Annotated in this window: 22 protein-coding genes, 1 tRNA gene and 1 other RNA gene; 23 read left to right on the forward strand and 1 reads right to left on the reverse strand. The window is 67.7% G+C overall.

Going from position 1 to position 26619, the window contains the following annotated elements; genetic code table 11:
* The first annotated feature begins 13 nt into the window (after window positions 1–13).
* The 9 genes from AAF604_20705 (at window position 14) to AAF604_20745 (ending at window position 7732) form a co-directional block, all read left to right on the forward strand.
* Window positions 14–88: transfer RNA gene (locus AAF604_20705), tRNA-Gln, on the forward strand.
* 92 nt (window positions 89–180) lie between these two features.
* Window positions 181–1122 (forward strand): ribose-phosphate pyrophosphokinase, encoded by a 942-nt coding sequence (locus AAF604_20710; protein MEM7052101.1) that lies wholly within the window; start codon window positions 181–183, stop codon window positions 1120–1122.
* A gap of 17 nt (window positions 1123–1139) precedes the next feature.
* The gene (locus AAF604_20715; protein MEM7052102.1) at window positions 1140–1796 is read left to right on the forward strand and encodes a 50S ribosomal protein L25; all 657 of its coding nucleotides are present in this window, start codon (window positions 1140–1142) and stop codon (window positions 1794–1796) included.
* 24 nt (window positions 1797–1820) lie between these two features.
* Complete coding sequence (gene pth, locus AAF604_20720; protein MEM7052103.1) at window positions 1821–2402, forward strand: aminoacyl-tRNA hydrolase; 582 nt, start codon at window positions 1821–1823, stop codon at window positions 2400–2402.
* A gap of 37 nt (window positions 2403–2439) precedes the next feature.
* The gene (locus tag AAF604_20725) at window positions 2440–4515 is read left to right on the forward strand and encodes a sodium-translocating pyrophosphatase (protein MEM7052104.1); all 2076 of its coding nucleotides are present in this window, start codon (window positions 2440–2442) and stop codon (window positions 4513–4515) included.
* Window positions 4516–5306: 791 nt separating this feature from the next.
* Entirely contained in the window at window positions 5307–5699 is a 393-nt protein-coding gene (gene rpsF / locus AAF604_20730; protein ID MEM7052105.1) for a 30S ribosomal protein S6, read from the forward strand.
* A gap of 3 nt (window positions 5700–5702) precedes the next feature.
* Complete coding sequence (gene rpsR / locus AAF604_20735; protein ID MEM7052106.1) at window positions 5703–5936, forward strand: 30S ribosomal protein S18; 234 nt, start codon at window positions 5703–5705, stop codon at window positions 5934–5936.
* Between the two features lie 12 nt (window positions 5937–5948).
* Window positions 5949–6398 carry a 50S ribosomal protein L9 gene (rplI, locus tag AAF604_20740; protein MEM7052107.1) on the forward strand — a complete coding sequence of 150 codons (450 nt, stop codon included), beginning with the start codon at window positions 5949–5951 and terminating at the stop codon, window positions 6396–6398.
* 143 nt (window positions 6399–6541) lie between these two features.
* A complete protein-coding gene (locus tag AAF604_20745) occupies window positions 6542–7732 on the forward strand; it encodes a class I SAM-dependent methyltransferase (protein MEM7052108.1) in 1191 nt (396 codons plus the stop codon).
* A 209-nt stretch (window positions 7733–7941) separates the two neighbouring features.
* Here the strand turns inward: AAF604_20745 and AAF604_20750 are convergent, their stop codons facing one another.
* Window positions 7942–10293, reverse strand: a complete 2352-nt coding sequence (locus AAF604_20750; GenBank protein ID MEM7052109.1) for a PBP1A family penicillin-binding protein — start codon at window positions 10291–10293, stop codon at window positions 7942–7944.
* A 258-nt stretch (window positions 10294–10551) separates the two neighbouring features.
* On the opposite strand from AAF604_20750, the gene uvrB reads away from it, so the two are divergent.
* From uvrB to cmk, 14 genes are all read left to right on the forward strand, one after another.
* The gene (uvrB, locus tag AAF604_20755; GenBank protein ID MEM7052110.1) at window positions 10552–12543 is read left to right on the forward strand and encodes an excinuclease ABC subunit UvrB; all 1992 of its coding nucleotides are present in this window, start codon (window positions 10552–10554) and stop codon (window positions 12541–12543) included.
* A gap of 63 nt (window positions 12544–12606) precedes the next feature.
* Window positions 12607–14394: an excinuclease ABC subunit UvrC gene (gene uvrC / locus AAF604_20760; GenBank protein ID MEM7052111.1), complete on the forward strand. Its 1788-nt coding sequence runs from the start codon at window positions 12607–12609 to the stop codon at window positions 14392–14394.
* Between the two features lie 174 nt (window positions 14395–14568).
* On the forward strand, window positions 14569–16092 hold the full coding sequence (locus AAF604_20765) for a tetratricopeptide repeat protein (GenBank protein ID MEM7052112.1): 1524 nt from the start codon (window positions 14569–14571) through the stop codon (window positions 16090–16092).
* 36 nt (window positions 16093–16128) lie between these two features.
* Window positions 16129–16515, forward strand: an RNA gene (rnpB, locus tag AAF604_20770) — RNase P RNA component class A.
* A gap of 28 nt (window positions 16516–16543) precedes the next feature.
* Window positions 16544–17458, forward strand: coding sequence for an LD-carboxypeptidase (locus AAF604_20775; GenBank protein MEM7052113.1), 915 nt, complete (start codon window positions 16544–16546; stop codon window positions 17456–17458).
* Between the two features lie 5 nt (window positions 17459–17463).
* Window positions 17464–18249, forward strand: a complete 786-nt coding sequence (locus tag AAF604_20780) for a cyclic nucleotide-binding domain-containing protein (GenBank protein MEM7052114.1) — start codon at window positions 17464–17466, stop codon at window positions 18247–18249.
* Window positions 18250–18322: 73 nt separating this feature from the next.
* Entirely contained in the window at window positions 18323–20215 is a 1893-nt protein-coding gene (locus AAF604_20785) for a DEAD/DEAH box helicase (GenBank protein MEM7052115.1), read from the forward strand.
* Window positions 20212–21378: a glycosyltransferase family 4 protein gene (locus AAF604_20790; protein ID MEM7052116.1), complete on the forward strand. Its 1167-nt coding sequence runs from the start codon at window positions 20212–20214 to the stop codon at window positions 21376–21378. The genes AAF604_20785 and AAF604_20790 overlap by 4 nt, the downstream gene beginning before the upstream one ends.
* A gap of 27 nt (window positions 21379–21405) precedes the next feature.
* Window positions 21406–21840, forward strand: coding sequence for a hypothetical protein (locus tag AAF604_20795; protein MEM7052117.1), 435 nt, complete (start codon window positions 21406–21408; stop codon window positions 21838–21840).
* Complete coding sequence (locus tag AAF604_20800) at window positions 21809–22738, forward strand: glycosyltransferase family 2 protein (GenBank protein MEM7052118.1); 930 nt, start codon at window positions 21809–21811, stop codon at window positions 22736–22738. Before AAF604_20795 ends, AAF604_20800 begins: the two co-directional genes overlap by 32 nt.
* Before the next feature lie 194 nt (window positions 22739–22932).
* Window positions 22933–23733 (forward strand): segregation/condensation protein A, encoded by an 801-nt coding sequence (locus tag AAF604_20805; protein ID MEM7052119.1) that lies wholly within the window; start codon window positions 22933–22935, stop codon window positions 23731–23733.
* Window positions 23730–24446, forward strand: coding sequence for an SMC-Scp complex subunit ScpB (gene scpB, locus AAF604_20810; protein MEM7052120.1), 717 nt, complete (start codon window positions 23730–23732; stop codon window positions 24444–24446). Before AAF604_20805 ends, scpB begins: the two co-directional genes overlap by 4 nt.
* Window positions 24443–25588: a pseudouridine synthase gene (locus tag AAF604_20815; protein ID MEM7052121.1), complete on the forward strand. Its 1146-nt coding sequence runs from the start codon at window positions 24443–24445 to the stop codon at window positions 25586–25588. The genes scpB and AAF604_20815 overlap by 4 nt, the downstream gene beginning before the upstream one ends.
* Window positions 25585–26250: a (d)CMP kinase gene (cmk, locus tag AAF604_20820; protein MEM7052122.1), complete on the forward strand. Its 666-nt coding sequence runs from the start codon at window positions 25585–25587 to the stop codon at window positions 26248–26250. Before AAF604_20815 ends, cmk begins: the two co-directional genes overlap by 4 nt.
* Window positions 26251–26619 lie beyond the last annotated feature (369 nt).

Consider the following 26619-nt stretch of genomic DNA (forward strand, 5'->3'; position numbering starts at 1 on the left):
GTTTTTAGTTCATTGGGGCGTCGCCAAGTGGTAAGGCACCGGACTTTGGATCCGGCATTCGGAGGTTCGAATCCTCCCGCCCCAGCCATACTGATCCACCATCGTAGGCCACCGAGTCACCGAGGAAAGATTCACAGCGGGGAGGAAAGGCGCTGATCGCAGCGCGCTTTCGGGGCGAACATGCACGGAGAATTGAAGATTTTCAGCGGCCGGGCCCATCCGGCCCTCACCCAGGAGATCGGTACCTATCTCGGCGTCGGCGTCGGGCGCGTTTCGTCCTTCGACTTCTCGGACGGCGAGACCTTCTGCCAGATCGACGAGAACGTCCGCGGCCGCGACGTCTTCGTGATCCAGCCCACCTGCGAGCCGGTGAACCAGAACTTGATGGAGCTGCTCATCCTGCTCGACGCCTTCAAGCGGTCGTCGGCAGCCCGAGTGACGGCGGTGATCCCGTACTACGGTTACGCCCGTCAGGACAAGAAGGACCAGCCGCGGGTGCCGATCACCTCCAAGCTGGTGGCGGACCTGATCTCCAAGGCCGGAGCCGACCGGGTCCTCACCATGGACCTCCACGCGGCCCAGATTCAGGGTTTCTTCGACATTCCAGTGGACCACCTGTTCGCGGCTCCCGAGGTGCTCAAGGCGATCCGCGCCCTCGAGATCCCGGATCTGGTGATCGTTTCTCCGGACGCCGGTGGTGTCGAGCGGGCTCGCGCCATCGCCAAGCGGCTCGAGGCCGACCTCGCCATCCTCGACAAGCGGCGGACTGCCCCCAACACCGCCGAGGTGATGAACGTCATCGGTGACGTCGATGGTCGTAACGTATTGATTCTGGACGACATCGTCGATACGGCGGGCACTCTGGTGCACGCCCTCGAAGCTCTCAAGGAGAAGGGCGCCAGCCGCCTACTCTGCGCCGGTGTTCACGGCGTCCTGTCGGGACCGGCCCTCGATCGGATCGAAAATTCGCCCCTCGAGCAGCTTCTGATTACCAACACGACGCCGGTTGAGGATAAGATCCGCCGCTGTAGCAAGCTGCGGTCGCTTTCCGTTGCCAGCCTACTCGGAGAGGCCATCCGCCGAATCCACGAGAACAGCTCGGTGAGCTCTCTCTTCGTCTGACCTAAGGAAACAGTGCCATGAGTGAACTGATTGTTGATGTCGAGCTGCGTGAAACGCCGGGCAAGAATGCCAACCGGCGCCTGCGCGCCGCCGGCCAGATCCCTGCCGTCGTCTATGGCGGAGACATCGATCCGGTCTCGATCCAGACCGACCGCCGCAAGTTTCTCGCTCTGCTCAAGGAGGCCGGGAGCGATCACGCCGTCTTCCAGCTCCAGGTACCGGGCACCAAGAAGAATCGTCACGTGATGATCCGAGCGCTCGACGTCGATCCGATCACTCGCAGCATTCGCCACATCGACTTCCTGCGCGTGCGGATGTCCGAGGCGGTGCGCGTGGCGGTGCCCGTCGAGGTGGTCGGAGTCGCCGTCGGCGTCAAGGCCGAGGGTGGCATCGTCGACTTCGTGACCCGCGAGATCACCATCGAGTGCTTGCCCGGCGACATTCCCCATCATCTCGAGGCGGACGTCTCCGAGCTGCACATCGGCCAGCACCTCGAGGCCAAGGATCTCGAGCTTCCGAAGGGTGTCGAGGTGATCCCCGACGATCTCGGGAAGGTGGTCGTAGGTGTGGCCCAGGCGCGCGTCGAGGAAGAAGTCGTCGAGGAGGAGGACGACATGCTCGAGACGGTCACGGCCGAGCCCGAGCTGGTCGGAGGCGACAAGGACGAGGCCTAGACGGCCTGGTACCGGCGACGCTCCGTGCCATCCGACGAATCGTCTTCGCATCCCGAGGGCCGGCTGGTCCTGGGCCTCGGGAACCCGGGGGAGGATTACGCCGCGACTCGCCACAACCTGGGCTTCCGGGTGGTCGACGAGCTGGCGCGGCGCCGCGGCCTTTCGCCGTGGCGGCTGGAGTGCAACAGTTTGGTGGCGACGGAAGGCGAGGTCTTTTTCGCCAAACCGTTGACCTACATGAACCGCAGTGGCCATGCGGCGCGCTGCTTGGTGGAACGGCACGGTTTCGCACGCGATGCCGTGCTCGTGATCTACGACGAAGTGCACCTGCCGCTGGGACGGTTGCGCTTGCGGCCGGCCGGTAGTCCGGCCGGCCATCGCGGCATGGAGTCGGTGATCGCCGGGCTACGCAGCGACGGCATCGCCCGCTTGCGCTTGGGGGTTGCCCAGGACGATGCGGCGGCGGACCTCGTCTCCTTCGTTCTCGCACCATTCGACGAGGACGAGCAGGAGCGAGTGGAGAAGATGATTGAACGGGCGGCCGACGCCTGCGAGGGCTGGCTGGAGGGCGGCGTCGCGGCGGCCATGAATCGATTCAACGGATGAGCCGCGCCGGCTCGAACCGGCGCAACTGGAGGGGAACGTGAATCTCAATCTGGTCTATCTGACTCTGACCTGCGGCGTCCTGGCGCTGCTCTTTGCGTGGATCCGCAGTACCTGGGTCAAGCGCCAAGACGTCGGCAGCGACAACATGAAGACGCTGGCCGGTCACATCCGCGATGGCTCGATGGCCTTTCTGGCCCGCGAGTACCGCGTTCTGGCGATCTTCGTGGTGGTGGTCGTGGCGCTGCTTTCCTGGGCCAACTCCGGCCGTGCCGAGAGCTCCTGGCTGATCGGACTGTCGGTCGCCGTCGGCGCGATCTGCTCCGCCCTCGCCGGATTCTTCGGCATGCGCGTCGCCACCAACGCCAACGTGCGCACCGCGGCGGCGGCTCGCAACGGCCTCAACGGCGCCCTCAAGGTGGCCTTCTCGGGCGGTGCCGTGATGGGCTTTTCGGTGGTCGGCCTGGGAGTCTTCGGCCTGTCAGCGCTGTTCCTGCTCTATTACAACCTGTTCACCGGCGGCAGCGAGGCGGCCAACCTCAGCCGCGTGATCACGGTGCTGGCGGGCTTCTCCTTCGGAGCCAGCTCGATCGCCCTCTTCGCCCGCGTCGGCGGTGGCATCTACACCAAGGCGGCGGACGTCGGTGCCGACCTGGTGGGTAAGGTCGAGGCCGGAATTCCGGAGGACGATCCGCGCAACCCGGCGGTGATCGCCGACAATGTCGGCGACAACGTCGGCGATGTCGCCGGCATGGGTGCCGACCTCTTCGAGTCCTACGTCGGTGCGATCATCGGCAGCCTGGTGCTGGCCGCCAACGCCACCCTGGTCGGCAGCGGCGAGTCCTTCACCCCGCAGCTCGTGCTGCTGCCCCTGGTGCTGGCCGGTGCCGGCATCGTGGTCTCCCTCGCCGGCACCTTCCTGGTGCGTACCAAGGAAGGTGGCAACCCCGGCACCGCCCTCCATGTCGGCACCATCAGCTCGTCGGTGGCGATGCTGGTGGTCACGGTGCTGGTCAGCCGCTGGCTGCTGGGCAGCAACAGCTACCTCCTCGACGGCGTCGAGTTCGGCGCCATGGGCGTCGTGGTGGCGACCATCGCCGGCCTGGTGGCGGGGGTCAGCATCGGCCTGATCACCGAGTACTACACCTCCGAGGCGCGCGGTCCGGCGCAGTCCATCGCCGACGACAGCCGCACCGGCGTGGCCACCAACATCATCACCGGTCTCGCCGTCGGCATGCGCTCGACGGCGGCTCCGATCATCGTCCTGGTGGCCGCCATTCTGGTGGCCTACAGCCAGGCCGGTCTGTTCGGTATCGCCATCGCCGCCCTCGGCATGCTGTCGACCACCGGCATCCAACTCGCCGTCGACGCCTACGGCCCGATCGCCGACAACGCCGGCGGTATCGCCGAAATGGCCGGCCTCGGTGAAGAGGTGCGCGGTCGCACCGACAAGCTCGACGCCGTCGGCAACACCACCGCCGCCATCGGCAAGGGCTTCGCCATCGGTTCCGCCGCCCTCACCGCCCTGGCGCTGTTCGCCGCCTTCAAGACCACCGTCGGCATGACCGTGCTCGATCTCTCCGATCCCTCGGTGATGGGAGGTCTGTTCCTCGGCGCGATGCTGCCGTTCCTGTTCAGCGCCATGGCCATGCAGGCCGTCGGTCGCGCCGCCTTCAAGATGATCGAGGAGGTGCGTCGCCAGTTCCGCTCCATCCCCGGCATCATGGAGGGCACCGGCACCCCCGAGTACGCCAAGTGCGTCGACATCTCGACGGCGGCGGCGATCAAAGAGATGATCCTGCCGGGTCTCCTGGCGGTCACCGTTCCGGTGCTGGTGGGCTGGTACTCGTCGGCCGCCCTCGGCGGCGTCCTCGCCGGCGTCACCTCCTCGGGCGTCCTGATGGCCATCTTCATGGCCAACTCCGGTGGCGCCTGGGACAACGCCAAGAAGTACATCGAAGGCGGCGCCCACGGCGGCAAGGGCTCCGACGCCCACAAGGCGGCGGTGGTCGGCGATACGGTCGGCGATCCCTTCAAAGACACCGCCGGGCCGAGCTTGAACATTTTGATCAAGCTGATGTCCGTCGTCGCGGTTGTCATCGCGCCGCTGCTGTAATTTCAGGGAGGTCTGTCCCAGACCCCCCTCGGCCGCACGCCCATGTCGTGCGGTGCGGCCGGCTAGGCCTCACCCCCCAAGTCCGGCGGCTTTCGCCGCCGCGCGCCCTCCCTCCGGAGGGCGCGTTCGTTTCTTGAGAGTTTTCTCTCCGTGGATCTGGTTCTGGAGCAACCGTTCTCATTCTGTCTCAGCTCCCCTCGGCCGCACGCCCATGTCGTGCGGTGCGGCCGGCTAGGCCTCACCCCTGGCCGGGCGCCCCCAAGTCCGGCGGCTTCCCGCCGCCGCGCGCCCTCCCTGCGGAGGCCGCCGCTCCCCGATCCTTCGGAGGGTGCGTTTGTTCTATGAGTTTCTTGCGGGTGCTCGTAGATCCTCCGCTCCGCGTGCTGGAAAGCCGTCCCAGGGGTGTGGGTCGGTCCGGGCGGAGCGTCGCCTGAGCCCGCGGGCAAGGTCCTTTCGAGTCCGAGACTCGGCCCGTGGAGGAGGAGCGGAGGCATTTGTCTGAGCCGCAGGCGAGTTGTGCCTCCGCCCGGAACGGGCCGATTCGCAGTCCGAGCACCTGCCCCGCGGGCGTCTCGGCGGCGCGGAGCCCGGCCCGACCACGCCCCGGTCTCGCCAATTCTCCCGAGCGGCTTTCCTCGCGAAGTGGGCGCCGCCGCCCAGAAGACTTGCAATCATTGGAGAAGTCGTTAAAATCTCTCGTCCGCACGGCCGGTCGGCGCGATCGGCCCACGTTTCCTCTCTGTTTCGCGAAAAGCGAGACTGACTAGGCCATAGGGAGGTTCTAGAGATCCATGCGTACCTATGAGTTGGTGTTCATCACCGATCCTCGGGTTTCCGACGAGGATGTGACGGCGCTGGCCGACGAATACAAAGCGATTCTGTCGGGCGACGGCGGCGTGGTGGTGACCAAGACCGAGTTCTGGGGCCGGCGCAAGCTGGCCTACGAGATTCAGAAGGTGACCGACGGCAAGTACGTCGTCGTCTACTTCGCGAGCGAGCCCGGCGCGGCCCAGATCTCCGAAGTTGAGCGCCGCCTCGGTCAGAACGACAAAATCCTTCGTTTCCTGACCATTCGCACCGACGAAGACCTCAAGCGGGCGGGTATCCCGCTGCCGCTGGAAGTCGAGGTCGAGTCGAGTGAAGAAGACGAAACCGCCGAGAGCGGCGAAACGGCGGAGGCTTAGATCATGGCACGTGGCAAGCGAGTATTCTTCCGGCGTCGCAAGGTCTGCAAATTCACCGCCGAGCACATCGAGTACATCGACTACAAGGATGTGAAGCTGCTGCAGCAGTTCATCCCGGAGCGCGGCAAGATTATGCCGCGGCGCATCACCGGTACCTCGGCTCGGCACCAGCGCATGCTGGCGACGGCCATCAAGCGGGCACGGCACCTGGCGTTGCTGCCGTTCTCCACGGACTAGGAGGCTCAGACGATGGAAGTCATCCTGCTCAAGGATCAGCGTCACCTCGGTACCCGTGGTGACGTCATCAACGTCAAGCCCGGGTTCGCGCGTAACTTTCTCCTGCCCCAGGGTGTCGCCCTCGAAGCGACGCCGGGCAACATCCGTTACTTCGAGCAGCAGCGCGCCAAGATCGACGCCATGCACGCCCGCGAGCATGAAGAGGCGGCGGCGTTGGCGGCTCAGCTCGCCGAGGTCCAGCTCCAGGTGGCCAAGCGGGTCGGTGAGACGGAGACCCTCTACGGCTCCGTGACCACCCTCGAGATCGCCTCCATGCTGGCGGATCAGGGCTTCAAGGTCGATCGTCGTCGCATCGAGGTCGAGGGCGGGGTTATCAAGACCCTGGGCGAGCATACGGCGAAGATCGACCTCCACACGGAGGTCGTCGCCGAGGTGACGGTGACGGTCGTTCCGGCCGAGTAATTGGTGGCCAGCCTGCGTTTCCCGCCGGGCCCTTCGTCGCCGCGCGCTGACGCGGGCTGGCGCCTCCAACAGCGATTGCGGGGCGGCTCCCTCCGCCCCTTCGAGCTTCCTTCCAGAATCGCCCTGCGCCGATCGGAGAACCGGTGAGCGTGCACGACGGCGACGGCGATCGGCCCGCCGGCGGCGATCGGCCCGGGGGCATCGAGCGCTTCCGCGGCGAGCCCTCACGCCATCTCGCCGACTGGCGTTGGCTATGGAGCGGGGACCACGGCTTTCCGATCGAGAGCCATCGCGGTTTTCTCGGCCGCCTGATCATCGCCTTCAAGACCCTCTTCCGGCCGCTGGTCAAGGCACCGGTGGCGGACCTCTGGGACCGGCAGCGCGTCTTCAATCTCATTTTGCTCGAGCATCTCGAGCAGTGGCAGAGCCTGCGCCACGAGGAGCGCCTGCATCACCTCGAGCGTTCCTTCCCGGCGGCGGTCAGCGACGCCATGCGTCACAACGACGCGCTGTTTGCCCGGGTCGACCAGAAGCTCGACCGCTATCGCCGGGAAGCGGCGGATCTGCGCCAGGTTCTGGGAGCGGCGGTAGCGGCCGTCGACGAACCCGGAACGGCGGTGGTGCGAGCCGTCGAGGAACACGGCTATGTCGAGCTCGAACGACGCTACCGCGGCACTCAACGGGAGATTCGGGAGCGCATTTCGAGCTACCTCCCAGACCTTCGGGGGCGTGGTCCGGTCCTCGACCTCGGTTGCGGACGCGGCGAAGCCCTGGCGGTGCTGGGGAACGAAGGAATCGAGGCCCGCGGTGTCGACGGTAGCGCGGCGATGGTCGCTCAGTGCCGTGACGCCGGCCTCGAGGTGCGCGAAGGCGACCTCTTCGATGTCCTCAAGGAGCAGACTCCCGAGTCTCTCGGTGCGGTGGTGTCGTTCCACGTCGTCGAGCACCTGCCGCCCGGTGAGCTCGACCGCCTGGTGCGCCTCGCCTGGCGTGCCCTGCGGCCAGGGGGCGTGTTGATTCTCGAGACCCCCAACCCCTTGTCGGTGGTGGTGGCGGCGCGCAACTTCTGGCTCGATCCGACCCACCGTCGGCCGGTCCACCCGGAGAGCCTACGGCTGAGCTTCGAGCTCGCCGGCTTCGCGGTCGAGCATCGCGAGCTGCGACCTTTTCCGGCCGACGAGCGTTTGACCGAGATCGATCTCTCCGCCCTCGCCGGCGAGCATCGGGAGCTGGCGGATCGCATCAATCGCCTGCGCGATCAGCTCGACGACCTGCTCTTCGGAGCGCAGGACTACGCCCTGCTCGGCACCAAGCCGGAGCCCGAAGCACCCTAACAGGCTGCTGAAAAAGTCCGCTTCGCGGATTTTCCAGCGCTGCTAGCTATTTGTTCCGAGAGGGGCTACGCGCCCGTGACTGCGCGTCCCGGGCTGAGCGCCCCTGACTGCGCGTCCCGCTCCGGCCCAAGAAGCGCGGTTCTTGGGCCTCCTCTCCCGAGCCCTCCAGGGCTCGGTCGCAGGTTGCCGATGAGTTTTTCAGCAACCTGCTAATCGTCGCGGTTGGCGAGCTCTTCGCTGATCTCGTCGTCGAAGCCGAGGGGCAGGCGCTCGCCCTCCTTGGCGAGGTAGAAGGGACGCTGCTGGTACCACGGCAGCTCCATGATCTCGGCCCACTTCGGCTCGTACTCGCGGATCGGCTCGGTGCCCTGCAGGAAGGCCTCCTCGATCAGGCGCTCGGCGCCGGGGCCGGGAAGCAGGCCGGTGAAGTACTCGATCGACTGCAGGTTCACACCGGCGGGGGGTACGAACCGTTCGTCCGTCTGGATCCAGCCTTCGGCGAGGCCGTCTTCGACCACCTCTTGCCACATCGGCAGGGCGGCTTCGGCGCCGGTCATGTTGTAGCCCAAGGAACGCTTGCGGTCGTAGCCGACCCAAGAAAGGATGGTGTAGCGCGGCGTGTAGCCCACGAACCAGGCGTCGGTGTAGTCGTCGGTGGTGCCGGTCTTGCCGGCGAGATCCAGATCGAGGCCTTTGACGGCGGTGGCGGTGCCGCGATCCACCACCCCCTCGAGCACGTGGGACAACAGGTAGGCGATGCGTGGCTCCATCGCCGTGCTGGTGGTCGGAACATGGGCTTCCCGCAGCCGCCCGTCGGGCATTTCGACCCGCTCGATGGTGTAGGGCTCGACCCAGGTGCCGTGGTTGGCGACGGCGGCATAGGACGCCGCCAGCTCGAGGGGGGTCATCTCCGAGACGCCGAGGGCCAGGCTGGGGTAGGGCGGCAGCTCCGACTCGACTCCGCAGCGGCGGGCGAACTCGATCACGCTCGGAACTCCGACCATGTCCTGGAGCTTGACCGAGGTGATGTTCGCCGACAGCTCGAGGGCCCGCCGTAGGGTGATGATGCCGTAGTAGCCGCGATAGTAGTTTCGCGGCACGTAGCTCAGCTCGTTGTCACCGCCGAGGAAGGCGGTGGGACCGTCGAGGAGGGTGTCGGCCGGGGTGAAGCCGGCCTCGAGGGCGGCGCCGAAGACGAACAGCTTGAAGGCCGAGCCCACCTGGCGCTTCGCCTGGGTGACGCGGTTGAACTTGTTGCGCCGGTAGTCCCAGCCGCCGACCATTGCGCGCACCGCTCCGGTCGCCGACTCGAGCACCACCAGGGCGGCTTCCATCTCCGGCTCCTGCTCGAGGTAGAGCACCGGCTCGACGACCGCCTCCGGGTTCTCCGGATCGGCCTCCGGCGTCACCAGCCGGAACCAGGCGACATCGCCCGGCTCGAGCAGGGAGCGGGCGCTGCGCTTCTTGGTCCAGCGATAGCCCTCGGGACCGAGGGTGTAGCTCTGACCGGCGATTTCGATCTCCGCTCGGGCGCCGTCGACGGCGGTCACCAAGCCGTGGATCCAGCGCTCCGCAGGGGCTCCGTCGAGGCCTTGCCAGGCCGCCAGGGTGCGCGCCTCTTCGTCCTCGAGGTCGACGTGATCGATCGCGCCTCGCCAGCCCTTGCGGCGATCGAGGCGAGTCAGGCCCGCCCGTACCGCCGACTCGGCGCTTTCCTGAATCGCCCGATCCATCGTCGTCCACACCTGCAGGCCACCGGAGGTGACGGCGTCGCTACCGTAGGTGGACTCGAGGTGCTTGCGAACCTCTTCGGCGAAGTACGGGCCGAGGCGATCCTTGGGCTGTTGCTCGATGACCTCGAGAGGGGTGGCGAGGGCGTCGTCGTACTGCTGTTGGTCGATGAACTGCTCCGCCAGCATGCGCCGCAGGACGCGGTCCCGACGGCGCTGAACCAGCTCCGGCCGGCGATAGGGGCTGTAGCGCGACGGTAGCTGGACAATGCCCGCCAGGGTGGCCGCCTGGGGCAGGTCGAGCTGATCGACGGACTTGCCGAAAAAGTACTGCGAGGCCGCCTCCATACCGTAGTTGCCATGGCCGAGATTGACCAGGTTGAGATAGAGGGTGAGGATCTGGTCTTTGGAGTAGTTCTTCTCCAACTCGACGGCGAGGAAGGCCTCTTCGATCTTGCGGCTCCAGGTCTGTTCCGGAGTCAGGAAGAGCATGCGGGCAAGCTGCATGGTGATGGTGCCGGCGCCGGAGACGATCTCGCCGGCCCGATAGTTGGCGATCTGGGCCCGCGCCACGGCGAAGGCGTCGACGCCGCCGTGGCTGAGGAACTCGGAATCCTCGATGGCGATCACCGCATTGCGTAGCAGCTCGGGAATCTCGTCCTCCTCGAGCAGGATGCGACGCTCGAAGGCGAAGCTGCCGAAGACGTCGTCGTTGCGGTCTCGTAGCTGGGTGATCAGGTTGGGAGTGAAGCCGGCGACGGTTTCGACTTCGGGGACATCGATGGCGGCAGCGAAGCCGAGCCCGCCGACGATTCCGAGAATGCCCGCCAACAGCACCGGAATGCTCCAGCGCCAACGTTGCTTTCCGCCCCTGCGGACGGCCGCGAGGACGCTGCGGCGGCGGGAATTCGAGGGCGGGGGAGTCGCGTTTTCTGGGGGGCTCGGGGCGCTGTCCATGGTGGCGATTATAGGGCCAATGGGGCGCGTTAAGATGCCCGTGGGCTGCCGGGGCATTCGTCCCTCGGGCCGATGCGGGAGCTAGTCGAGGCTGAAGTCGAGCGTCCCCGAGACAGCCCTTGGAGGAGGCCCATGGACCGATTCGAGATCGATTCCCCTTTTTCGCCGAGCGGTGATCAGCCGGGCGCCATCGCCCAACTGGTGGCCGGGTTGCAGCAGGGCACCCAGGAGCAAGTGTTGCTCGGCGTCACCGGCTCCGGCAAGACCTTCTCGATCGCCAAGGTGATCGAGGAGGTCAACCGTCCGACCCTCATCCTGTCGCACAACAAGACCCTGGCGGCGCAGCTCTTCCAAGAGTTCCGCAACTTCTTCCCGCGCAACGCCGTCGAGTACTTCGTCTCCTACTACGACTACTACCAGCCGGAAGCCTACGTTCCGACCACCGACACCTACATCGAGAAAGAGACCTCGATCAACGAGGAGATCGACCGGCTGCGGCTGCGCGCCACCAAGTCTCTATTCGAGCGTCGTGACGTGCTGATCGTGGCCTCGGTTTCGTGCATCTACGGTCTGGGCTCGCCGGAGGCCTTCTTCGGCATGCTGCACTTCTTCGAGGTGGGCGACGAGCAGGGCATGGACGTCGCCCTCGAGAAGCTGGTGCAGATGCAGTATCAGCGCACTCCCCTCGACCTCTATCACGGCGCCTTCCGCGTGCGCGGAGACGTCCTCGAGATCCTGCCGGCCTACGACGACATCGGTATGCGGGTGGAGTACTTCGGCGACGAGATCGAACGCATCAGCCGCTTCGACACCTTGCGCGGTGACGTTCTCGAGGAGATCTCGAAGGTGGGAATCTTCCCCAAGACCCACTACGTGACCCCCAAGGAGCGCCGCGAGCAGGCGATTCAAGGCATCCAACTCGAGCTGGCGGAGCGTCTGGCGGAGCTTTCGGATCACGGCAAGCTGCTCGAGTTCCAGCGCCTCGAGCAGCGTACCCGCTTCGACCTCGAGATGCTGCGCGAGATCGGCTACTGCCACGGCATCGAGAACTACTCGCGGCACCTTTCCGGGCGCCAGCCGGGGGAGCCGCCGCCGACGCTGCTCGATTACTTTCCGGACGACTTCCTGTTGATCGTCGACGAGAGCCATCAGACGATTCCCCAGGTGCGCGGCATGTATGCCGGCGACCGCTCGCGCAAGCTGACCCTGGTGGAGCACGGCTTCCGGCTTCCCAGCGCTCTCGACAACCGCCCCTTGACCTTCGAGGAGTTCGACACCCGCATCGGCCAGCGCGTCTACATCTCGGCGACGCCGGCGCCCTGGGAGCTGGAGCGTGCCGAAGGGGTGGTGGCGGAACAACTGATTCGGCCCACCGGCCTGCTCGACCCGCCGATCGAGGTGCGGCCGGCGCGCGGTCAGGTGGATGACCTGTTGGGCGAGGTGCGGGCGGTGGCGGAGCGCGGCGAGCGAGTGCTGGTGACCACCTTGACCAAGCGCATGGCGGAGGAGCTGACCCAGTACTTCGCCGAGCTCGGGGTGCGGGTGCGCTACATGCACAGCGACATCGACACCCTCGAGCGGGTCGAGATCGTCACCGCACTGCGGCGCGGCGAGTTCGATGTCCTGGTGGGGATCAACCTGTTGCGCGAGGGGCTCGACCTGCCGGAGGTCTCGCTGGTCGCCATCCTCGATGCCGACAAGGAGGGCTTTCTGCGCTCCGAGACCTCACTGATTCAGACCGCCGGCCGGGCGGCGCGAAATGCCGACGGCCGGGTGATCTTCTATGCCGACGGCGAGACCCGCTCGATGGCGCGGGCGCTGGACGAGACGCGCCGCCGTCGCCTGCGCCAGGAGGAGCACAACCAGCAGCACGGCATCGAGCCCAAGACCATCCTCAAGGATGTGCACAGCCCCTTGGTCGCGCTCGGCAACCTCGACTACTACACCCCCGGCCGGCGTTCCCTGTCGCAGGTGGCGGAGGGGGCCGAGTTGCCCCTGGCGGAGCGCATCGCCCGCCTCGAAAAGGAGATGAAGGCGGCGGCGAAGCGCCTCGAGTTCGAGGAGGCGGCGGTGATGCGGGACCAGCTCAAGGAGTTGCGCGAGCTGCAGATCTATTCGGGATAGGCGCGAGGTCAGCGCCGACATGTTCGAGACAGCGAGCCCGCGACTCGAAAGCCGGGAGTGGCGATGAGCTGGACCGACCGCCTGCCGGAGCTGCCCGACCAGCCGGGCATTTACATCTTTCGTGCCGCCGACGGCGCGGCCCTCTACGTCGGCAAGGCGAAGTCTCTGCGCAAGCGGGTGGCGAACTATCAGCGCCCCAACGAGGCGCGGCTCATCGCCATGACCCGAGAGGCCGTCGACCTCGACTACGTGGTCACCGATTCGGAGTCCGAGGCGCTGCTGATCGAGAACAACTGGATCAAGGAGCATCGGCCGCGCTTCAACGTCCTGCTGCGCGACGACAAGACCTACCCGTACCTCAAGCTGACGCTGGCGGACGACTACCCCCGCATCGCCTTCACCCGCAAGATTCGCAAGGATGGCGCCGAGTACTTCGGCCCCTTCCTGCCGGGAGGTTTGGCGCGCAAGGCGATCAAGCTGGTGCAGAAGCTCTTCCAGGTGCGGGTTTGCCGCATCGAGATCGATGGCGGCCTGGCTCGGCCCTGCCTCTACCACCCGATGCACCGTTGCCTCGGGCCATGCGTCGACGGCCTCACCACGGACGAGGCTTACGGCGAGGCGGTGGAGCAGGCGCGCCTCTTTCTCGCCGGTCGCAACGAAGACCTGATGAAACGCATGCGGCGGGAGATGTGGCAGGCCTCGGAGGATCTCGACTTCGAGGCCGCGGCTCGCCTGCGCGACTCCCTGGCCGAGATCGAAGCCATCGGCCAGCGCCGCAAGCTGTCCTCGGTGGCGGGTGAGGATGTCGACGTCTACGGCTTCTACCGCGCCGGCAACAATGCCTCGCTGGTCAGCCTGGTGATGCGCGGCGGCCAGGTCCTCGATCGTCGTGAGCTGTTCTGGGAGGGGGTCGGGGAGCTGGCGGCGGAGCGCCTTCTCGACGAGGTGCTGCCGCAGATCTACGATCGCACCACCTTCATTCCCAAGGAGATTCACCTGCCGGTGCCGATCGACGGCGAGGACGCCCTGACCGCTTGGCTCAGCGAGCGCAAGGGGGCGCGGGTCTACCTGCGCATGCCGGCCCGCGGGCCCAAGGCCGAGCGCGTCGCCCTCGCCATGCGCAATGCCCGCCTGGCCCACCAGCGGCGCTTCCGCGAGGGGGGCCGCGATGCCGGGGCGGAGCGGCTGCGGGAAATCCTCGAGCTCGCCGACACACCGCGACGCATCGAGGGCTTCGACATCTCCCATTTCCAGGGCGGGGAGACGGTGGCCTCTCTGGTGGTGTGGGAAGAAGGGCGAATCCTGAAGAAGGATTACCGCTCCTTCAACATCCGCGGCGATGTCGGTAACGACGATTACCTGTCGATGCACCAGGCGGTGAGCCGGCGCTATCGGCGGCGTCTCGAAGAGGTCGGGGAGATGCCCGATCTGGTGCTGATCGACGGCGGTCGGGGTCAGCTCAATGCCGCCCTCGAAGCGCTGGCGGAGCTCGGCGTCGAGGAGACGCCGGTGGCCTCTTTGGCGAAACGGGACGAGGAGGTGTTCCTGCCGGGGAGGCCGGAGCCGCTGCGATTGCCGCGCTCCGATGTCGGCCTCAAGCTGCTGCAGCAGGTGCGCGACGAAGCCCATCGCTTCGCCCTCCATCGTCATCGCCGTCGGCGCTCCAAGCGCACCCTGACGAGCCAGCTCGAGGCCATCCCCGGGGTCGGTCCGCGTCGCCGCCGCGCATTGCTCGAGACCTTCGGTTCCCTGGCCGGGGTGCGCGAGGCCTCGCGGGAAGATCTCCAGGGGCTCCTCGGACCCAACCTCGGCGATCAGGTGCATGCCGCGGTTCATCAGTCGGAGGACTGAACCGACCTATTTACCGGCTCTCTACTGTAAGAACGCCGGACCGGCGGGGCGGCCCTCGGGACCGCCGTGCGGACGGCGGCGGATTTGCGGTAAACTGCTCGAAATTCAATGCCTAGCTCGCGACCTCCTCACCAAGAGATGTGGTGAAAAGGTCGGGCGGACGACGGTTCCATCATGAAATTCGAACATCCGACTCAGGTAGCGGTTCCGATCATCGATGCCGTCCGCCTCGTCTTTCAGGAAGGCAAGAGCGGTCTCATCGAAGTGGCTCCGGACCCCTCGTCCGGACCCTCCGACCAAAATCTACCGAAGCGTCGCCTGTTCTTCGTCGATGGCGAGCTTCACTTGCCGAGCCTCAACGCCCTGGCCCGCAAGCTGGCGCCCCATTTGCCGCTGGTCGACGGTGCCGAGGCCGAAGCGGCGCGCTCCGAAGTGACGTCGGTGATGGAGCGGGTCGCCAAGCTGCTGGCGAGCTGGGAGGGATCCGACTACAGCTTCTTCGAGGGCAATCACTTGCTGCCGCCGGATCTGGTCGGCCCCTTTCCGACCGCCTTCTTGCTGATGGAATGGTCGGTTCTGGGCAAGGAGTTCGGCGAGCTGGTCAGCGAGCTCGGCGGCGGCAGCGCGCGCCTCAAGACTTCCGAGAAAGAGATTCCGCCGGGCCTGTCGCCTATCCTCGATCCAGTCGATCGCGCCTTGATCGAGCGCCTGGTCAACCCGATGGAGCTCAACGAGCTGGTGGCAGATGCCGAGGATCGCTCCCACGCGGTGCGGCGCCTCGCTGGCCTGCGCGCCATCGGCCTGATCCGCAGCGAAGTCCAGACGAGCGTCGCCCACGGTACCGTTCCGGTTCCGGTGGAGGTGCTGAATCGCCTGTCGGAACGGGTGGGCAAGGACCTCGAGGAGCGTCCCCTGCAGCTCGATCCCAGCGAGCATCGGGCGCGCATTCGGGACTTGTTGGCCGATTCCGGGGGCATGACCCACTACGAGCTCTTCGGTCTCGATCAGGATGCCGACGACGGCGAGATCCACGACGCCTACGATCGGCTGGCCCGGCTGGTGCACGTGCGCCATGCCGAGACCATCGACCTCGCCGGCCGCGAGCAGGCCTTCTGGCTGCTCTTCGAGCGCGCTACCGATGCTTACCTGACCCTCAGCGATCCCAACCGCAGGAGCCGCTACAACCTGCGCATCGGGGCGTCCCTCGATCCGCGCCCGACCCGTCACGTGCGCGACGGTGAATCGCAGGAGCTGGCCTCCAACTATTACCGCCAGGGCAAGGCGTATCTCGCCGAAGAGGACTTCCACTTCGCCGTCGAGCTGTTGCAGCAGGCGGTCCAGGCGGACCCCAAGCCGAAGTACTACCTGACCCTGGCCGAGGCGCAGGAAAAGAACCCCAATTGGTTGCGGCGGGCGGCGGAGAGCTACCGCACCGCGATCGAGCTCGGGGCGAACGAGGCCGACACTTGGAACGCCCTCGGCCGGGTGCACGAGAAGATGGGCCAGTTTGAGCAGGCGAGACTGCAGTTTCGCGCCGCCCTCAAGCGGATGCCGGGCGATCCCGAGGCCGAGGCCGGCCTGGCGCGCATCGCTGCGCTGCGTCCCGATGGCGAGGCGCCGACGCCCGAGGGAGGCGCCAAGGGCAAGGGCCTGCGAGGGCTCTTCGGGCGCCTGCGCCGCAAGAGCTCGGAGCGCTGAGGAAGCCCGACCGACTGATAGAATCGTCGCGGAGCCGGAGAGCTCCAGATGGTCGCCGGTTCCGCGAGGGACCGGAGGAAAGTCCGAACTCCGACGGACAGCATGCTCGCTAACGGCGAGGCGCGGCGACGCGACGGATAGTGCAGCAGAGAGTAGACCGCCCGGGCCCGCGGCCCGGGTAAGGGTGAAAGGGTGCGGTAAGAGCGCACCGCTCCGCCGGTGACGGTGCGAGGCAAGGTAAACCCCATGCGGAGCAAGACCAAATAGGGAGCCGGCGATGCGGGCCGTCCGTCCCGTTTCCACTACGGTGGAGCCGTCTCCGGGTAGGTTGCTCGAAGCCGATGGCAACGTCGGCTCCAGATGAATGACCATCACCCGTTCTTCGGAACGGGAACAGGATTCGGCTTACGGATCTCTCCGGCTCCCCGACACCGTAAGGCGATCAAATCCCATGCCCCCCCGAGCTGTCAGCGCCCGCTTGCCCCCTGCCGTGCTGCCCGGAGCTCGGGTCGGCGTGGCGGCCCTCTCCGGGCCGGCCGAGGCCGAGCGCATCGATCGCGGCCTGGCGGCGCTGCGACGGCTCGGCTTCGAGCCGATATTGGCCGACAATCTCTACCGTCGCGAGGGACTCTTCGCCGGCGGTGACGACGAACGCCTGGACGCCTTTCATCGCTTGGCGGCCCGTCCGGATCTGGCGGCGATCTTCTTCATCCGCGGCGGCTATGGCGTGATGCGCCTGCTCGATCGCCTCGATTGGGAGCTTCTCGGCCGCCACCCCCGCGCCTACATCGGCTACTCCGACCTCTCGCCGTTTCTATTGTCGGTGGTCGAGCGCCTCGGCTGGGTGACCTTCCACGGCCCGATGGTGGCGGCGGATCTGGCCCGCGGCCTGTCGCCGACGGAGGAGGCCTCGCTCCTGGATGCCCTTGCGGGGCGCTATCCCCAGACCCTCGAGCTTGCCGTCGGCGGTTCCGGGGCGATCGCCGAGGGGCCGTTGCTGGGGGGCTGCCTGTCGATGCTGACCGCCTTGTTGGGCACCGATTATTTCCCGTCCTTGGACGGCAGCATCTTGTTTTGGGAAGAGATCGACGAGCCTCTCTATCGCCTCGACCGAATGTTGACCCACCTGCGCCTCTCCGGTAGGGTGGAATGTCTCAGCGCCATGATCGTGGGGCATGTCACCTGCCGGAGCGAATCCGCCGCGGCGCGCTGGAGTTCTCGCCTCGAAGGCGCGCTGGCGGAGTATCCATGGCCGATTGCTTGGGGTCTCGAATGTGGGCACGTCGCCCCGAATCGGACTCTTCCTTTGGGATTGATGGCGCGTCTGGAGGGGACGGCGGGCCGGTTGCTGTTGGGTGAGGTTTGATTGCAATGACCAAGGCGAAGTTCAAGACCACGAGCGCCAAGTCGGCGCCGGCTCACTACACCGCAGAATTTGCGTCCGATTCGTTCATCTTCACGGAAGGTGAGCTCGGAACGCACATGTACATAATTCAGGACGGCAAAGTCGAAATCATGCAGCGGGTGGCGGGCGAAGATCGCCGCGTCGCGGTGCTCGAGAAGGGCGACTTCTTCGGCGAGATGGCGGTCCTGGAGGATTTGCCGCGCAACGCTTCGGCTCGCACCCTGAGCGACACGCGGCTGCTGCAGATCGACAGCTCGACCTTCGATCAAATGTTGAAGGACAACCCCGAGATCGGGGTTCGCATGATGCGCAAGCTGTCGCGCCGCCTGCGCGAGACGGACACTCTGTTGCGCGAGTACCTCGGTACCTCGGAGTCGAGCCCGATCCCGGAGATGCCGAGCCCAGAGGCCGGGCCGGCGGCGGTTTCCAAGCACGAAGTGCTGCGCCATGCCGAGTCGGGCATGGAGTTCCCCTTGGCGGCCGGGGCCGAGACCATGATCGGACGCAAGGATCCGGTCACCGGAATCTTCCCGGACGTCGATCTGGCGCCGATCGATACCCAGCGCTCGATCAGCCGGCGCCACGCCAAGATCTACCGCCGCAACGACAAGCTCTATCTGTCGGAAGAGATCGGCACCATGAACGGCACCTTCGTCAACCAGACCCGCTTGGTGAAGGGCGTTCCGGCCGAGATCAAGGCCGGCGACGAGGTGCGCTGCGGGGTGATCAATCTCCAGCTCGAAGTCGGCTGAGGCAGACGCCGCAACAGAATCCGGCCGCTCCCGGGGGGGCGCGAGGCTCGAAGACCTGCCGGGTGTCGGGCCGGTGCGGGCGGCGGCCCTCCGCCAACTCGGCGTGCGGCGACCGCACGACCTCCTCCTCTGGTTGCCGCACCGCTACGACGACCACAGCACCCGATGTGCCGTCGCCGACCTGGAAAGCGGGCGGGCGGCCACCGTCGAAGGCTCCTTCGAAGGTCTCAAGACCATCCGCCTGCGGGGACGCCGGACGATGGTTCGGGGCCGCCTGGTGGACAGCTCCGGAGAGCTGGCGGTGGTTTGGTTCAACCGCCCCTACCTGGCTCGCCAAGTCGACCCGGAACGCCGCTATCGGCTGCATGGTGAAGTGCGCCGGAAGGGGCGTCAGCTCGAGCTGCTCAATCCCTCCGTCATCGCGGCGGCCGATGCACCGGAGGGCATCGTGGCCACTTATGGCCGCCATGGCGACATCGCCCCGGCGGTGCTGGCGGGGTGGGTCGAAGTCCTGCTGGACGGCAGCTTGCCGGCCGATGACCTGCCGGCCGAGGTCAGCCTGCGGCACGCACTCGTCGACCTTCCCTCGGCTCTGCGCGAGCTGCACCGCCCGAGCGGCCGGTTTTCCGTCGGCGAGCTCAACCAGCGGGCCACCAACGCTCACCAGCGGGTGGTCTACGAACGCCTTTGGCGCCAGCAGCGGGAGCTGCGCCAGCGCCGCCGGAGTCGGCGCCAGCAGGCCGTGGCGCTGCCGGTGCAGCCGCCGGTGAGCAGCGAGCTCACCTCGCTGCCCGCCTTCGAGCTGACCACCGCCCAGGCCCTCGCCCTCGACGAGATCCTCGCCGATCTCGGCCGGCCCTGGCCGATGCATCGCCTGCTGCAGGGCGAAGTCGGAAGCGGCAAGACGGTGGTGGCGCTGCTCGCCCTCGAGGCGGTGGCCCGGAGTGGCGCCCAAGCAGCTTTGATGGCGCCGACGGAGCTGCTCGCGGAACAGCACTGGCAAGCCTGCGACCAACTTCTCGGCGGTCGCCGCCGGGTCGGCCTCCTCACGTCCAGCAGCGCGCAGCCGGAGCGCCTGCGGCGCGACTTGGCGGAGGGCGATCTCGACCTGGTCATCGGGACCCACAGCTTGATCCAGGAATCGACCGCCTTCGCCCGCCTGGCTCTGGTGGTGATCGACGAGGAGCATCGCTTCGGCGTCGAACAACGGCGGGCCTTTCCCGATGCTGTCCACCGGCTGGCGATGACGGCGACGCCGATTCCCCGCTCCCTGGCCCTCGGCCTGTGGGGTGACCTCGAGCTTTCCCTGCTCGACGAGCTGCCGGCCGGCCGACGCCCGGTGACGACGGCGGTGGGCTCGGGCAGCGATCGCGCGCGCTTCTACCGCCATCTGCGGCAGCGCCTGGAGGCCGGCGAGCAGGGCTTCGTGGTGTTGCCGCGGGTCGATGGGCGTGGTGCCGCCGCCATCGCGCGCGAGGGCGCCGAGATCGCCGCCCAGTTCGAGGCCTTCGGAGTTTCCGTGGTTCACGGACGGCTGGCTGCGGACGAGCGCCGCCGGCGGACCCGCGCCTTCGTCGGCGGCGAGCGGCGGTTGCTGGTGGCGACCACCGTCATCGAGGTCGGCCTCGATGTACCGCGGGCGACGGTGATGATCATCGAGGACGCCGAGCGCTACGGCCTGGCGCAGCTGCATCAATTGCGCGGCCGGGTCGGCCGCGGCGTGGGAGCGTCGTGGTGCTTCGCCCTCGCCGGCGCCGCGACGACACAGCCGGCGGCGAACCGCTTGGCCGAGTTCGCCGAATGTCGTGACGGCTTCGAGCTGTCGCGCCGGGACCTCGCCCGACGCGGTCCGGGAGAGCTCCTCGGCGACCGCCAAGCCGGGCTCCAGGACCTGCCGTGGGAGCTGGTCGAGGAGTGGCTGCCGAAGGTGCATCGGGACCTCGCGGCATGGGAGGAGGGAGGGTGAGCGCCGAACGCGTTCTGCTGATCGCCAATACCCTTCCGCCGCAGGATGTCTCCGGCGTCGGGGAGCAGGTCTTGCAGCTGGCGGCGGCCCTGCGCCAGCTCGGTCACGAGGTCGAGATCCTGGGGCGCCCGCGGGCGAGCCCGAAGGTGTTGTTCCCGTGGTCCGTCGTACCCGCGACCTGGAGGGTCCTGGGAAGATTCCGGCCAACGGTGGTGCAGGTGCACGAATCGGACGGAGCGCTGGCCGTGCTGGCGGTGCGTCTGTTTCGCCGCCTGCGCCGGCGACGGATCACCCTACTGGCCCTGCAGCAGGTCTCCTACGTCCGGGAGCGGCAGGCGGTCCGTCCGCTGGTGGATCGCTCCGCCGGGGATCGACCTCTGGGCTATCCCGGAGCCGTCGAGCGTCGTTTTCGCTGGCTCAAAGCGCCGATCCAGATTCTCTTCGGTCGCTGGACGGCGCGCTCGGCGGACGTCGTGCTGGCGCCCAGCGAGGTCACCGCCGAGGAGCTGCGCCAGGACTACGGCGTCGAGCGGGTGTCGGTGGTCCCCAACGTCACCGGCGGCCTGCCGGTGGCGAGCGAGGAGCCCTCCGGCTCTGACCGTCGGGACGACGCCGGGGAGCTGCTCTTCGTTGGCCGCCTGCGGCTGCGCAAAGGCGTCGAAGTCTTGCTCGAAGCCCTCGCCCGATTGCGCGATGAAGGCCTCGAAGGCCGCCTTCTGGTGGCCGGTGACGGTGAGCACCGGGGGGCCCTCGAAGCCTGCCGGGAGCGCCTCGGGCTGGAGGGCGTCGAGTTTCTGGGCCGGCGTTCGGCGGCCCAGGTGCGCGGTCTGCTGGAGCGGGCGCAGGCATTGGTCGTGCCCTCCATTTACGAGGGCATGCCGCTGGTGATCCTGGAGGCGATGGAGGCCTCCCTGCCGGTGGTGGCGAGCCGGGTTTCGGGAATCCCCGAGGTGGTGGTCGATGGCGAAACCGGCTGGGTGGTGCCGGCGGAAGATTCGGCGGCCCTGGCGACGGCCCTGCGCGAAGTGCTCGCCGACTTCGCCGAGGGCGTCCGGCGCGGCACCGCCGGCCGGCGCCGTCTCGAGGCTCTCTACCGGCCTCACCACGCAGCGCAGATCTGGCTCGCCGCCGTCGCCCGCTGGCGTCGCCGGCACGAAGGCTGACGGCAACCGCCTGCTACTATCCGCGCGATGAAATTTGAGCGCATCATGATGACCTTGGCGGTGCTGGCGACGCTGGCCTTCGTGGCCGTGGCGGCGAACTCCTATCGCGTCGAGCTGCCCTTCGAGGGACTCCATCAGCACGTCGTGCTCACCCTGGGGACCGTGTCGGCGCTGCTGCTGCCGCACTTCTGGGTGCTGTTCTACCTCGTCGGCACCGGCCGGGTGCTGCGCGCCGCGGGGTCGGTCGAAAGCTCTCGCCGGCGTCTCTTCGGGCTGATGGCGATCACCATCCTGCTGTTGCTCGCGGTGGTGGTGACCAGCGTCCTTTTGGGCGGTCCGGCGGCGGTGCGCCTCCACAAGGTGGTGTTCGCCTTTGCCGGATTGCTCCAGCTCGCCACTCTGGCGGTGCAGTGGCAGGAGCTGCGGCACAATGCCCGCCAGTTCCGCGATGCGCCGGCCTGACGCCAAGGTCGCGGCGGTCCTGGTCAACTGGAACGGTGCCGACGATACCCTCGAGACCCTCGACTCCCTCAGCCGTTGTGGTGACGCCATGGACTGGCTGGTGGTCGACAACGGCTCGAGCGACGACTCCGTCGCTCGCCTGCGGGCTCGCTGGCCCGACCTCGACATCCTGGAGACCGGTGAAAATCTGGGCTTCGCCGGCGGCAACCTGGCGGGAATCCGACAGGCCCTAGAGGACCCGGATGTCGGTTTCGTGCTGCTCATCAACACCGATGTCGAGGTCGCCGAAGGCTTCTTGCGGCCCTTGGTGGCGGCCTGCACCGACTCGCAGGTGGGCGCCGCCGGCCCGAAGATCTTCTATGCCGAGCCGCGCGATCGCCTGTGGTGCGCCGGCGGTCGCTTGCGCCTGCGCGAGACGGTGACCGAGGAATGGGGGCGCGGCGAGCCCGACGGGCCGCGCTGGAGCCGGTCGCGAGATGTTTCCTACCTCACCACCTGCTGTCTGCTGATTCCGCGTGACGTTCTGGAGCGGGTCGGTCCCCTCGATCCGGTGTACTTCATCAACGTCGACGACGCCGACTGGTGCCAGCGCGCGGCTCGGCGGGGATACCGCCTGCGCTACGTGCCGGAGAGCGTCCTGTGGCACAAGGTGGCGGCGTCGACGGCCGGCAGCTACACGCCGTTCAAGACCTTCCATACGGGACGCAGCAACGCCGTCTTTGTGCGCCGCCACCGCGGCTTGCTGGCGCGCGGGGTCTTCATCGCCTGGAATCTGGTAGCCCTCGCCGCCGCCCTGGTGCGCGAGATTCCGCGCGGCAACGGCCGCGCCGTGTGGTCCAAAGCACGCGGTCTCTGGCGCGGCTTGACCGAGCCCCTTCCGGCCCTTCCACAGCTTTAGGAGAAGGCCTTTCCGGGGCTGTGCCGGGACCCTCGGATGGGCTATCATGGCGCCATCGCGCGCCGGTCGCTCGGACCGAGTGCCCCTGATTTACCCTCGAGGAATCTCGTGATCTCGTCTGCGGATGTCGTGCTGGTCGTCTTGCCGTGCTCCGAACCGGCCGGGAATCTCCGCCGCGCGGCGGAGGAGCGGCGATGAGCGCTGCGCCGGCGGTCAGTAGCCTGCTCCCGGAGTCCTGGAAGGTCCAGCTACCGGTTTTCGAGGGACCCCTCGATCTCCTGCTCCACCTGATCAAGATCAACGAGGTCGAGATCACCGATATCCCGGTGGCCCGCATTTGTGACCAGTTTCACGAGTACCTGCGCCTGATGGAAGAGCTCAATCTCGACATCGCCGGCGAGTACATCTACGAAGCGGCCCTGCTCATCCACCTCAAGTCGAAGCTGCTGCTGCCGCGCTCGCCGAGCTCCTCGGGAGAGCCGGAGGAGGATCCGCGCGAGGAGCTGGTGCAGCGCTTGCTCGAGTACCAGCGCCTCAAGGAGGTCGCCCAGTCCCTCGCCGAGGTGCACCAGGTGCGACGCGGCATCTGGACCCGTCGGCCGGCGCCGTTGCGCTTGGTGCGCGACCCAGAGGAGGACGACGAGATCGACCTCGGAGATCTCTCCCTCTATGACCTGCTGGGCGCCCTCCGGACGGTTTTCGATCGCTACGAGCGCGAGAATCCACCGCCCTACAAGCTGAGCGGAGAGTCGTTTTCGGTCAAGGCGCAGCTCCAGCGCCTGATCGACGCCATCCCGCGCGGCCGCCCCTACGACCTGCTGGCCGACTTCCGCGATCGCTCCTGCCGCGCCGAGGTGGTGGCGGCCTTTCTCGCCGTGCTCGAGATGGCCCGTCTCAATCTGGCGCGGCTGCATCAGACCGAGGCCGGCGAGATCCTGATCTATCGCACCACCCGCGAGCTGGCGGTGGAGGAGCTGGAGGGCCTGCAGGAATGACCACCCGAGGCGAGATGGAGGCAGCCCTCGAAGCGGTGCTGTTCGTGTCCTCCGAGCCGGTGCCCCGAAAACGCCTGCTCGCCCTTTTCGACGAGGCCGAGCGCGACGAGGCGGAGATCGCCTTGGCGACGGTGCTGGAGCGATTCAGCGGCGACGGCGGCGGCGTGATGCTCGAAGAGGTGGCCGGCGGCGTCCGGCTGGTGACTCGGCCGGAGCTGCACGGCTGGCTGCGCAAGTTCTTCGAAGTGACCGGAGCCAGCAAGCTGTCGATGGCGGCCGTCGAGACGCTGGCGATCATCGCCTACCGGCAGCCGGTCACCGGGCCTGAGATCCAGGAGCTGCGCGGGGTGAGCCCTTCCGGCGTGCTCAAGACCCTGCTCGAGAAGCGGCTGGTGCGGATCGCCGGCCGCAAAGAGGTGGTGGGCAAGCCGTTCCTTTACTGCACCAGCCGGGAGTTCCTGGTTCACTTCGGCCTCAAGAGCCTGAAGGACCTGCCGCCCCTCGAGGACTTCGAGGACGCTCAGATGCTGGCGATCCCGGAGGAAGCTCCGGCCGATCCCGGCCTCGCCGGCGGCGATCGCGAGGAGACCATTCTGCAAGCGGCGGCGGAGCTCGACGAGCAGGCCGACGCACCGGATGAGCCGGACACCGACGGCGACGAGCGGGAGACCGACGAGCCGAAAGCGGCCGCCGGCGGGGGAGCGGAGGGATGAGCGAGCAGCGGCTGCAGAAGATTTTGGCGCGGGCAGGGGTGGCGTCGCGGCGCGGCGCCGAAGAGCTGATCGTTGCCGGTCGGGTGACGGTCAACGGCAAGGTCGCCGAGATTGGCGTGCGGGTCGATGCCGAGAAGGACTCGATCAAAGTCGACGGTAAGCGCATCGCCGCACCGACCCCGGACCGCTACCTTGTGCTCAACAAGCCGCGGGCGGTGATGTCGACGGTCGCCGATCCGGAAGGGCGACCGACGGTGATGGAGCTGGTGCCGCGGGACCTGCGCAAGGCTTTGGTGCCGGTCGGGCGGCTCGATTTTCTCACCGAGGGCTTGCTGCTGTTGACCGATGACGGCGACTTCGCCCAGCGGGTCGCCCATCCGCGCTACGGCTGTACCAAGACCTACGAAGTGAAGGTCAAGGGTTTTCCCGAGGAATCGGCAGTGGATCGCCTGCGCGAAGGCATCGTGCTCGATGGCAAGCGCACCTCGCCGGCGCGCATCGAGCGGCGCCGGACCCAGCGCCGGCCCGGCGAGAAGGCGCCGACCAACAGCTGGTGGACGGTCGAGATCGGCGAGGGTCGCACGCGCCAGATCCGCGAGATGTTCCAGCGCATCGGGCATCCGGTGGGCAAGCTGCGGCGGGTCGCCATCGGCACCCTGCGCGACGACACGCTGGCGCCGGGAGAGCTGCGGCCGCTGACCGAACGTGAGGTGGCGGCGCTGCTCAAGCCGACGCCGAAGAAGAGCTCACCGACCAAGAAGGGTGCTGCCGCCAGGAAAGGCCCGGCCGGGAAAGGCTCCGCCAGGAGTGGCCCGGCTAGGAAAGGCCCGGCCAGGAGTGGCCCCGGCAGGCAAGGCCCGGCGAGGAAGGGATCCGCCGGCAGTGGTCCAGCCAGGAAGGGCCCGGCCAAGACGGGACCCGGCCCAAAGCCGGGCGGAGGAGCGAAGGCCGGTTTCCGGCCGAGCTCGAAAGGGGCGCCCAAGGGACCTCGTGGAGGCCCGGCCGGGGGGCGCTCCGGCGCCGGCCGGCCAACGCGCGGTGGAGGTCAAGGCGGCGGTGGTCGTCCGGGCCGGCCTGCAGGCCGGCGAGGTGGCGGGCCGGCGGGCTCGAAGCCGCGCGGTGGAGCGACCAAGAAGCGATGAGCCTGGTGGTCGCGATCGACGGCCCCGCCGGGGTCGGCAAGAGCACGGTGGCGCGTCGGTTGGCGGAGCGCCTCGGCATTCCCTATCTCAACACCGGCGCCATGTACCGCGCTCTGGCGTTGGCGGTGCTGCGCGCCGGAATCGATCCCGACGACCGCGCCCGCGCCGTCGAGGTGGCGTTGGCCGCCGACGTCGTGCTGCAGCCGCGGGACAACGGCGAGGTCGCCATTCTGCTGTCCGGCGAAGACGTTGGTGGTGCCCTCTACACGCCCGCCGTCGGGGCCGCCAGCTCTCGCCTGGCAGCCTACAGCGAGGTGCGACGGCGCATGGTGGAGCTGCAGCGGGTCTGCGGTCGCCGCGGCGGCGGCGTGCTCGAAGGGCGCGACATCGGCACCGTGGTTTTCCCGGAGACACCCCACAAGTTCTTCGTGACGGCGCGCCCGGACGTCCGCCACCAGCGCCGCTGGCGCCAGCTCCGGGACTCCGGCAAGGAGGTCACCCTGGAGACCGTGGCCGCCGAGATGGCGAGCCGCGACCGTCGCGATGCCGAGCGCGAGGACTCTCCCCTCACCCTCGGTGAGGGCTACCGCGAAGTGGACACTTCCGACGTCTCCATAGATCAGGTGGTCGACCTGCTGGTGGCCGCCGTCCAGCCGCGCTGAGGGAGTCTCCGCCGAGCTAGCAGGTTGCTGAAAAACTCGTCGGCAACCTGCTTTCGGGCCCGAGAAGGCTGGGCGCCCCCCGCCCGGCGGCGGCGTAGCCGCCGCGACGGGAGAGGGAGGCCCAAGAACCGCGCCTCTTGGGCCGGAGCGGGACGCGCAGTCAGGGTCGCGTAGCCCCTCTCGAAACAGACAGCTAGCAGCGCTGGAAAAGATCAGGTTTGAGGACTTCCGACCCGCGTGGGACCCCGAGCCCAGCGGGCGAGGGGGCGGCAAAGCCGTCGAGGACGGGGCCGCCCTGGATTGGGGTGAAGGCGCACGACATGTGCGTCGCCGGGCCGCGCAGGCCTGAGGGGGGCGCCTTTAGCCCCC

Source organism: Acidobacteriota bacterium, assembly GCA_039028635.1.
Lineage (GTDB): Bacteria > Acidobacteriota > Thermoanaerobaculia > Multivoradales > JBCCEF01 > JBCCEF01.